Origin of the sequence: Synechococcales cyanobacterium T60_A2020_003, from assembly GCA_015272205.1 — a bacterium.
In the GTDB taxonomy this organism is placed as follows: Bacteria; Cyanobacteriota; Cyanobacteriia; order RECH01; family RECH01; genus JACYMB01.
Genome location: JACYMB010000045.1, coordinates 1 through 10,175, shown reverse-complemented (window position 1 = coordinate 10,175; position 10,175 = coordinate 1). Strand labels below are relative to the sequence as shown.

Below are 10,175 nucleotides of genomic sequence, written 5' to 3'. Positions count from 1 at the left end.
TCATGGATCAAAGCGTTGTCGATCCCCCTTAAAAAGGGAGACTTCTGATTGCGCCATGATCTCATCGTAGTCAGTATCCGTGAGTTCGATCGCCATATTTTTTTGAAATTCTATGCCCTAAGCGGAGTAAATGAAACCCATTCTCATTACCATAGCGTAGCAGACCTTGGGAGATCGCGAAGTCCATGCAAAGCACAATCGCCGATAAAATCGTAGGATGAATGGTCACAGAAAACGTGATCAATATCGTCAGCCTTAAGGCGGTTAGCCTGAATCGGTCGTAGCAGGTGAGGACAAACCCAATGCCCAACACACGCATTCCAACGGACACCTGGATCACCACATCCTGGGAGGACTACCTGCGAGATGTAGGAGATCCTGCCTATGCAAATGCCAAGAGCTACTACTATAACCACCAGGTGAGGGTTGAGATGTCTCCAGTAGGAAATGATCATGCCAGCGATCACAGTATTGTCATCTATGCTGTGACTTTATTTGCTGCTATTAATGGCATTGATTTAAACGGAAAAGACAACTGTACTTACCGCAAACCTGGCGTGAGTGAGGCTCAGCCTGATGTGTCGTTTTACATTGGCAGCGCAGCGGAGGCTATTCCGTGGGGAACAGGCATCGTGAATTTGGATCAATACCCATCTCCCGATCTGGTGATTGAAATTGCTAGTACGTCTTTGTCAGATGATACGGGCAATAAGCGCTTGCTCTATGAGGATTTGGGTGTGGGGGAATACTGGATCGTGGATGTGCAGTCGGTTGAGATCATTGCGTTTGCAGTTGAAAATCAGGGCAGCCGCAGAATTCAGCGATCGCAGGTGTTGCCAGGTTTAGATATTGCAGTGTTGAAAACGGCGTTGCAGCGATCGCGCAATACGAATCATGGGAAGGTCAGCGCTTGGCTATTAGAGCAGTTTCAGCAAATCAAGGGGTAGATCAGTCCCACGAAAAGACTCTTATTCCCATGCTTGCCTTAATGATTATCCCCAGATGTGTCCCCACCCAATTTAGCTCGGCTTTCGGTAAACATTGCACCCATCATTCGCTGCAATGACATCACCCTTTTAGCCGTTGTTGGAAAGTCGAGACGTAGAGATTGTTTTTGAGTGCTGTCACTCACGCCGAGCGTCACGCCCATTGCGTCTAACTGGGTGACTTTTACCTACTCAATCCAATCATACCAATTCTGAGTTCGGAGCGCATCATTCGCTCTCTCAAGCATTTAGCTAGTCCCTCAGCGTGGGTGATCCGAGATGGGCAACGCCAGGAAATAGAGGCTCAGAGGGTCGTTCCTGGGGACGTTCTCGTGCTGCGCCCTGGAACCTATGTTGCAGCAGATGCCAAAGTGCTGGAGGCCATGAACCTAAGCGTGGATGAGTCTGCCCTCACGGGGGAAAGTATGCCTGTAACCAAAACGGTGGATGCGTTGGCAAATGAAAATATCCCATTGGGCGATCGCACCAATATGGTCTATATGGGAACGCTGGTTATAGGGGGACAGGGACTCGCAGCGGTGGTGGCAACGGCCAGTTTGACCGAAATGGGCAAGATTCAAACAATGGTGGGGCAGGCCGTAAACCAGAAACGCCAATGGAACGCCAACTGGATGTCGCAGGCAGTCAACTGGTTTGGCTCTCCAGTACCGTGTGTGCCGTGGTATTTGCCATCGGGCTATGGCGGGGGTATGCCCTCCTAGACATGTTGAAAACGTCGATCGCCCTGGCGGTGGCTGCCGTCCCCGAAGGACTACCTGCGGTTGCTACGACGACCCTGGCTCTGGGTATTCGCAATATGCGGACGCAAAACGTTTTGATTCGACGGTTAGATGCCGTTGAAACCCTCGGTTCCCTCCAGACTCTCTGTCTCGACAAAACGGGCACCCTCACAGCCAATACGATGTCGGTGGTGGAAGTACAAACCGACCATACTCACCTTCAGGTCATTGAGGGTCAATTCCAGGGAGACGCGCCCTCTTCTCCTGAAATCCGCGAATCCCTGGGGAAACTGCTACAGGTGATCACGCTGTGCAACGAGAGCGACTACGACGACACGCAGGATACCGCTGTTTTTGAGGGATCATCGACTGAAAATGCGCTGTTGGCGATCGCTCACTCCGCAGGCATCGACATTCATCAGGTGCGAACCGAATATCCCCTTGTTCACGTTCACCACCGCTCCGAAGCCCACAACGTCATGAAAACCCTGCATACCGACGGCAGCGATCGCGAGAAATACTTCCTTGCGGTGAAGGGGAGCCCCACGGAGGTTTTAGGTCTGTGTGAGTGGAGCCTGACGGATCAGCGGATTGCGCCCTTGACTCCCACCCAACGACAGGCCATTGAGACTGAAAATGAGCGCATGGCTAGCAACGGTCTCCGGGTTCTGGGCGTCGCCTACGGACACACAGCCGATCGCGAAACCGAGACCCACAATGACCTCGTATGGCTGGGCTCAGTGGGTATGGCCGATCCGCTGCGTGACGGGGTGAAAGAGGTCATGGGCATTTTTCATCAGGCCGGAATCGAAACCGTGATGATTACGGGAGATCAACGCCAAACCGCTTATGCCATCGGGAAAGAACTCGATCTGAGTCGGGGCGATGAACTAAAAATCTTAGATTCAACGGATCTGGCAACCCTCGACCCAGAGGTGGTCAGTGAACTGTGCGATCGCGTCCATATCTTTTCTCGCATCAGTCCGGCGAACAAATTACAGGTGGTGCAAGCCTTGCAACGGGCAGGTAAAGTTGTCGCTATGACCGGAGATGGTATTAATGATGCACCAGCCCTGAAGGCAGCAGAGGTCGGCATCGCCATGGGACATTCCGGAACCGACGTTGCCCGCGAAGTCGCTGATGTGATCCTGGAGGACGACAACCTATCCACGATGGCGATCGCCATCAGCCAAGGCCGCACGATCTACAACAACATTCGCAAGTCCGTCCATTTCTTGCTGGCCACGAACCTCAGCGAAATTATGGTGATGCTGGCAGGCATTAGCCTGGGTATTGGTCAACCGCTGAATGCGATGCAGTTGCTTTGGCTAAACCTGGTCACTGATATCTTTCCAGGACTGGCACTGGCGCTAGAACCGCCCGAACCGGATGTGCTCACCTATCCCCCTCGCGATCCTAAGGAACCGATTATCCAATCCTCCGACTTCCGACGCATTGCGGTGGAATCTGCGGTTCTCTCGATCAGCGCCCTCGCCGCCTATAGCTACGCCCTACAACAGTATGGAATTAGCCCTCAATCCAGCACCATCGGGTTCATGAGCCTGACCCTGGCCCAACTCCTCCACGCGATCAGTTGTCGGTCTCAAACCCGGTGTCTATTCACCTCCCATCCCCTGCCGCCTAATCTCTATTTGGCGATCGCCCTTTCTGGCTCGATTGCGCTGCAACTGCTCTCGGCACTGGTTCCTGGTCTACGCCAGTTGCTCCATATTGCGCCGCTCAGCCTTGTGGATATCGCCGTTATTGGCAGTAGTGCGCTGTTGCCCCTGCTGGTTAACGAAGCCACCAAACCGAAGTAGGGAGAAAGCTCCATCAAGAGACTTGTTTTCCTAAAGGACAAATTGGGGGATGCCATTGCCACATCTCCCAACTCATGATGTCTCTCATTCAAACCGCTAGTAGGCCCCCTATCGATTAGGGAACTATTCAGGCACAGCGCTAACCTGAACCTCCGCTTTCTGAGGTTCGCTCATGGTGGGTGAGCTCCACACAATCGACTGAATCGTTGCATCCTTAACATCCGCCGCCAAGGTAAAGTCTGACCGGAAAGGCTGCGTTTCACCCGGTTGAATGACGGCTACGTCCAATCGTCCCAGTTTTTTAGTGGCAGCATCGGGGGCGCTAGGGCTAGTCTGCTGATAGACCACAGATACTGCATTGATGGGTAGATCGGTATGGTTAGTTAAGCATCCCACAAACCGAGTGTTACTGAGTTGCACATTGCTGAATTCAAGCTGCGGCGCCCCCTCACTGGCGGGAACCTCCTGACAGGTCACGTCACCACTGCCAACAATCACCGCCGGAGCCGTTGATGGCGTTTCCACAATAGGTGGAATGCTCGCAAGACGCTGCTGGGCGATCGCCAAATTCCCTTCGTATTCGGCAATTTTTTGTTGAGCCGTCGCGTAATCAGGACTCGATTCGGGTACGGCCTTGAAGGCATCAATGGCCTGCTGCCACTGGCTGACCACGAGTCCCCAATCGTCAGTAGATTTAGCCGTTTGGGCGAGCGTAGCGGCGGCCATTCCTTTTGCCAATCCATCTTGGAAAGCGTTTTCCGATGCAGGAGGAGTTGCCTCTGGACTGGTTGCTGGGGATCCGGCTGCATTCGGTTCTGGTGAGGTTGCGACGGATGGGGTGGGGCTAGGCTCGCGGCGGAACAGAGACACAGCTAGCAATCCTAATAGCCAGATCCCAACCAAAATGGAGATGAGCGCTAGAAGCCCCCGATTTCCACGAGATTTTGTCGAATCAGAAGGAGGAACAGGAACAGTCGCACTCTCTTTTTGATTCTCAGAGGCGATCGCCATCGCAGCAGCTTCTTCTGGTGTGAGTGGCGGAGTATTAACCTCAACCTCGCCAAACTCCGCTTCGTTCCAACCGTTGCTCTCTCCCTCGTGAATATCGGGCGTCAGAACAATTTCATCGTCTAACTCAGGATGGGGGGTAAAGGCTGAATTATCCAACGCCTCTTCGTCAATCTCAAACAGCACATCATCCTCATCAATGAGGGTATTCTGGGTGCTGACCCAACTCTCTACGTCCTCCTGGCCTTCAGCTAACGGCGTAAGATCGGCAATCGGGGAGGCAGATACCCCCATTGTGAGATCCTCATCCGGGGCGATCGCCGCTGTAAAGTCCGAGTCGAGATCAAGACCCATGGGCGAAAGATCAGACTCAAAAGATGACGTTTCCGTGAATTCTGGAGGCAGAGCTGTTTCTGCATCGATCACGAAGCCCGCTGCACTTGCAACACCGTCATCGAGGTCGCCAGAGGTCAGCTCAAATCGGGCAGCTTCTGCGTCCAGATCTTCGGAGCTATCGGCAAAGTCATTGAGTGCTATGTCATCTAGATCCATGGCGAGATCGAGATCCGCATCGGGAATATCTGCAAAAGATTCTGCCTCAGCGCGATCGCCAGACTCTAAAGACTCGTCATCCCCATGATGGGCAAACGCGTTTGCGCCCAGAAATGCGGCAGTTCCCAGCAACGCACCTTCGGGCAAGAATTCACTGAGGCCGAGACCCTCCGGTTCAGACTCAAGAGCCATCCCGTTATTCTCAAAGCTTGACTCCGTATCAGTATCCACAAATAGGCTGCCCTCTAGCGCTAAGTCTAGATCCAGAGGAGCCGCATCAAAGTCTAGATCAGAATCCGGAATCGATGGAGTCTCTTCAACTCCTGCTTCATTCACAAACGTCTCACTCTCCAGAGACCAATCCGAAGGATCTGAAATATCTGAGGCAGACAGGTTGAGATCGAGATTCGATAGCTCCGCGCGCTCGGATTCGCTACCTTCAAACGCTGCGTTCTCATCCAAAGACGCATCAACGTTCCATGCATCTGAACCCGTGGTGCTGAGATCACTACTATCTAGAGCATTGAAGCTATCCCAATCTTCAGAGTCTTCAGACGATGCATCAGATGCTTCCATACCAAAATCCAGGTCTGCGGGCACGGGATTATCTTTAGATGTGGCCGTTTCAAACCCCGAGTCCTCGTCGGATAGGGTCTCTACACCTGTTAGTTCATCTGTTGCTTCTAGGTTAGGAAGATCAGCGTCAAACAAGAGAGACTCATCAGAGCGATCGCTCTCGTCAAACGAGGAGATACTCAGGTCGAAATCAGTATCTTCTAGATTCGGAGAATCGTTGTCAATTTCAGAACTCCTTCCGAACCCGCTCTCACTAAATAGATTATCAACATCGGCGGATAGAGTATCATCCGTGCTGATATTATCCCCAAATAGATTCGACGAATCAGATTCAGATGCAAAGCGATCCATCTCAAGATCATCACTGGGAGACATCTCTGCCATCTCATCTGCATCATATTCTGCTCCCATAAACGCATCTGGCGTTGACGAGAAAGACTCGAAGGCGTTGAGATCCATGTCTCCCTGGCCAAAGAGAGTTGCTACTTCCTCCGATATTGAAGAAGAAGATTCCGCGTTCTCCCCAAGGCCCATTTCCGTTGAGAAAGAGAAATCTTCAGTATTGGTAAACGGCAGCTCTTCTAGGCCGAATGCTGATTCAGAACTTGCAGATTCAGGCTGATCAAACGCGCTTTCCGGCTCAGCATCCCAATCCAACGCCCCAGCTTCTATCTCCGACGCCATCCCTAAATCATCCAGCGATGATGATCCAAACAGATTGCCTAAATCGCTATCTGTAGAGCCACTTTCAGGCTCCATCGTCTCTAGGCCAAAATCATTGGATTCGAATGAATCGAACTCATCGGGATAGGCATCTTCGGTCAGAGCTACCGCCAATTCACTATCAATAAATGGAGCCTCAGGAGTATCAGATGCGGAGACTGCAAATGAAGATTCTTCAGACTCCAAGGGAAAATCGTCAGACGGCACACTGTCGAAACCGCTGAAGCCAAGATCGTTACTCTCTTCCACAAACAAATCTGGAGACTCTTCAAACGAAGCCGCAGGAGCATCCCAATCATCAGAAGATTCCTCCAATGAAGCCGCTGGAGTGTCCCACGTATCAAACGACTGATCCGATGAATCTTCACCAGGCAGATCGAGGCCAAACAGGTCTGAGGCAGGTTCACCTAACGAGGCGTCAGAAGCATCAAACGATAAGTCAAGATCACCCGACGGAGAACTGCTAAACATATCGTCTGTATTCAGACCGGAGGGAGCATCGAGCGACTCCAGATTAAAATCGTCCGGTGTATCGGCAAACAGCGATAGGCTCTCATCTGCTGGAGCCGAAACAGAGGAGGATTCCAGATCCAGGGCGTTGAACTCTGATGACTCTCTGTCTAGATCGAAGGTCGATGGCTCAGAAGCGTCACCGTCTAACCCAAACAAGTCTGGAGAACTTGATGCCTCTACGCCCATGTCTCCCTCGTCAAGAGCACTGAAATCTAGACCCATATCCGGTGCAGGTGAAGCATCTAAAGTCAGCGGCTCTTCCTCAAAAACAAGGGCATCGTCATCGAGTAAGCCTGCATCCTCAAAGGTGAAATCATTCGCGGCGGGTGTCTCTTCCCAATCGCCCAACGACTCGACAGGTTCGGTAGACGACGGTTCTAGATCTAACGATGATTCTACGCCCGTCGCTTCGGTCGCAGAGGGCGGGGTGTCTAGCGCATCGAGGAGGCCATTAGCACTATCCATCGCAGCCAGATCTAGCTCCTGCGTCCAAGCGGGCTGATCGTCCCCGGTGCGTTGCCCAATAATCTCTACCGTCTGAATCACAGACTGAAGCTTAAGGTTCGTGATTCCGTTTCGCACGAAATTCGTCATCACCAAACGATTTGGGGTTTGATCGGCCTGGAGCAGTACCGAGAGGCGATCGCCCTCTCGACTGACCTTAACCGACATTCCCTGAGGTTGAAGAGAGCGATTCATCAAAATGGCGATCGCTTGTGGCTCACCTTGTTTTGCCAGTTCCATAAGCTTTGGCTGTGTCATGGCTTTTCACTCGTTCGGCGGTAGAAAAAAATCAAAAAACCTGTACTCCGTGAACCCAATGGGTATGGGTTTAACTGATTGAGGGTAGCGAATGACAGCTAAATATAGCGTATTCGTTCACGAATCGATAAAAATCCTCGGGATCTCATTAAGCTCAGTTGCTCTGCACAAAAGTGGGACAGGTTTCGCCAGGATACATGTGGTCTATTTTCTCTAGGGTACCCTTCTCTTTATAAATTCGTTTCGCTTCACCACAATTTTGTTGCGATCGCCCGAATCCCGATTGCCCTTTAGCACTCCTTTTGCAGGTTTCCCAAACACGCGTCAGAATACAGGAAACCCTCAGCGAGACACGATGCCATGATTGACCTGTACTACTGGACCACGCCCAACGGCCACAAAATCACCATTTTCCTGGAAGAAACGGGACTGCCCTACACGGTGAAGCCGATTAACATTGGTAAAGGCGATCAGTTCGATCCAGCATTTCTCAAAATTTCACCGAATAACCGCATTCCCGCCATGGTCGATCATGCCCCTGCGGACGGCGGCGAACCGATCAGCGTGTTTGAATCGGGCGCGATCTTGCAATACCTGGCAGAGAAAACCGGACAGTTTTTACCCAGTGCGGTGCGCGATCGCGTCGAGGTGATGCAGTGGCTCTTTTGGCAAATGGGGGGTCTGGGGCCCATGCTGGGTCAAAATCACCACTTCAACCAATACGCCCCCGAAAAAATTCCCTACGCCATTAATCGCTACGTGAAGGAAACCGAACGGCTGTATGGCGTGCTCGACGAACGATTGAGCGATCGCCCTTTTATGGCAGGCGAGTATTCCATTGCTGACATGGCCGCCTATCCTTGGATTGTGCCCTATGCGGCGCAGGGCATGAACTTAGCCGATTTTCCCAACGTGAAGCGCTGGTTTGAGTCCATCCGCACCCGTCCAGCCGTGCAGCGAGCCTACGCCAAAGCCGAAGCGTTCAAAAGCCAAGCCGTTTCCACGGAAGACTCTCGCTCAGTTCTCTTTGGGCAAGGTCGCCGCAGCTAGCCATGTTTGGCATCCAGATAGCCTTCCAGGAGGAAATCGGTGCCGACCATTCGCCAGGTCACCCGTTCGAGGATGAGGGCATCAGTCATTCGCGTCAGTCCTAAGTCGCCAATGGGACAAGGAGCCTGGGTGCCGCCGATAATCTTTGGTGCGATAAAGGCCAGCACTTTCTGGATGGCGCGATCGCGTAACGCCTCTGCCGCTAAGGTGCCGCCGCACTCCCAAAGCACCGTCAGCAAGCCGCGATCGCCCAACACCGCCATCACCGCATCGGGGGTCAGTTTGGGTAAGGCCATGACCTCAACGCCCTGATCGGTTAAATGTTGCTGCATGGGCATCGATGCTCCCACCTCAGTTATCACTAACGTTGGCGTTTCGGTGGTGTGCCAGAGGTGTGCTTCTCTGGGCAAATCAAGGGTGCGACTCAGCACAATGCGAAGCGGGTTGCGATCGCCCATTCCATGGGTGGTTAAGTACGGATTATCCTGGCGCACGGTGTTGCCTCCCACAATCACAGCATCACAGGTGGCTCGCAGTCGGTGTACCATCTGTCGTGCTGCCGGACTCGTCACCCACGCACTATGCCCCCCCGTCGCCGCAATCTTGCCATCGAGGGTCATGGCATATTTCAAAATACCGAAGGGACGGTGGTGCAGGACGTGATGCACAAACCCCTCGTTTAACTGCTGACAGGCCTCTTCCTCCACACCCACCACCACCTCCAGTCCAGCATCCCGCAAGCGCTGAATGCCCGATCCGGCCACTTTAGGATTGGGATCAACCATCCCAACAACGACCCGCCCAATCCCTGCTGCAATCACGGCATCAGCACAGGGAGGTGTGCGTCCCGTGTGGCTGCACGGCTCTAAATTGACGTACAGGGTTGCCCCTTGGGCGCGATCGCCCGCCGCCCGCAGCGCAAACACCTCCGCATGGGGTTCGCCCGCCTTGGGATGAAACCCTTCCCCCACGATTTCCCCATCCCGCACTACTACGGCTCCAACCATCGGATTGGGAGCCGTTTTCCCCGCAGCCTGACGAGCAAGCTCTAGGCAACGCTGCATCAAGAGGCGATCACCCTCTAGTCCTTGCCCCTCAATACGATCATGGCTCATGGTTTGTCCCCTCCTTCCCGTCCAATCGATTCACGGTATTACAGCCAACGTCTTAACGCTGAAATCGCTGATGTCGCAACGTAATTTTCAACTCAAAACGGCTTTGTTGCATGATTAGAAAAACGGTCAGGTTCGCCTTGAGAGTGTCCTGGTATTAACCTTCAACCTTGTAGCTATCGGGTTTAGCGATCTGAATCATGCGGTTGAGCGCAACACATTTGATGAACAATTCCACGGCTTGATTGTCAAATTGACGTGCACTGAGATTGCCCCCAAAAATAGTCTTAAAGCGGAACATGGTAGTTTCAGCAATCGAACGACGATGATAGC

At 52.6% G+C, this 10,175-nt stretch carries 7 protein-coding genes; 4 read left to right on the top strand and 3 right to left on the bottom strand.

What is annotated here, in order from left to right; all coding sequences use genetic code 11:
* Nucleotides 1-302 precede the first annotated feature (302 nt).
* The 3 genes from IGR76_02700 to IGR76_02690 all read left to right on the top strand — a co-directional run bounded on the left by IGR76_02700 (nucleotide 303) and on the right by IGR76_02690 (nucleotide 3,546).
* The gene (locus IGR76_02700) at nucleotides 303-947 is read left to right on the top strand and encodes a Uma2 family endonuclease (protein MBF2077441.1); all 645 of its coding nucleotides are present in this window, start codon (nucleotides 303-305) and stop codon (nucleotides 945-947) included.
* A gap of 212 nt (nucleotides 948-1,159) precedes the next feature.
* On the top strand, nucleotides 1,160-1,708 hold the full coding sequence (locus IGR76_02695; protein MBF2077440.1) for a hypothetical protein: 549 nt from the start codon (nucleotides 1,160-1,162) through the stop codon (nucleotides 1,706-1,708).
* Nucleotides 1,603-3,546, top strand: coding sequence for a cation-transporting P-type ATPase (locus IGR76_02690; GenBank protein ID MBF2077439.1), 1,944 nt, complete (start codon nucleotides 1,603-1,605; stop codon nucleotides 3,544-3,546). Before IGR76_02695 ends, IGR76_02690 begins: the two co-directional genes overlap by 106 nt.
* Nucleotides 3,547-3,669: 123 nt before the next feature.
* Here the strand turns inward: IGR76_02690 and IGR76_02685 are convergent, their stop codons facing one another.
* The gene (locus tag IGR76_02685; GenBank protein ID MBF2077438.1) at nucleotides 3,670-7,680 is read right to left on the bottom strand and encodes a hypothetical protein; all 4,011 of its coding nucleotides are present in this window, start codon (nucleotides 7,678-7,680) and stop codon (nucleotides 3,670-3,672) included.
* 360 nt (nucleotides 7,681-8,040) lie between these two features.
* Between IGR76_02685 and IGR76_02680 the strand changes: the two genes are divergently transcribed.
* Entirely contained in the window at nucleotides 8,041-8,730 is a 690-nt protein-coding gene (locus IGR76_02680) for a glutathione S-transferase N-terminal domain-containing protein (GenBank protein MBF2077437.1), read from the top strand.
* Here IGR76_02680 and ribD read toward each other — a convergent pair.
* Nucleotides 8,727-9,845, bottom strand: coding sequence for a bifunctional diaminohydroxyphosphoribosylaminopyrimidine deaminase/5-amino-6-(5-phosphoribosylamino)uracil reductase RibD (ribD, locus tag IGR76_02675; GenBank protein ID MBF2077436.1), 1,119 nt, complete (start codon nucleotides 9,843-9,845; stop codon nucleotides 8,727-8,729). The genes IGR76_02680 and ribD overlap by 4 nt on opposite strands.
* A 154-nt stretch (nucleotides 9,846-9,999) precedes the next feature.
* The coding region (locus IGR76_02670; protein ID MBF2077435.1) for an IS5/IS1182 family transposase at nucleotides 10,000-10,175 on the bottom strand (176 nt) is incomplete at its 5' end.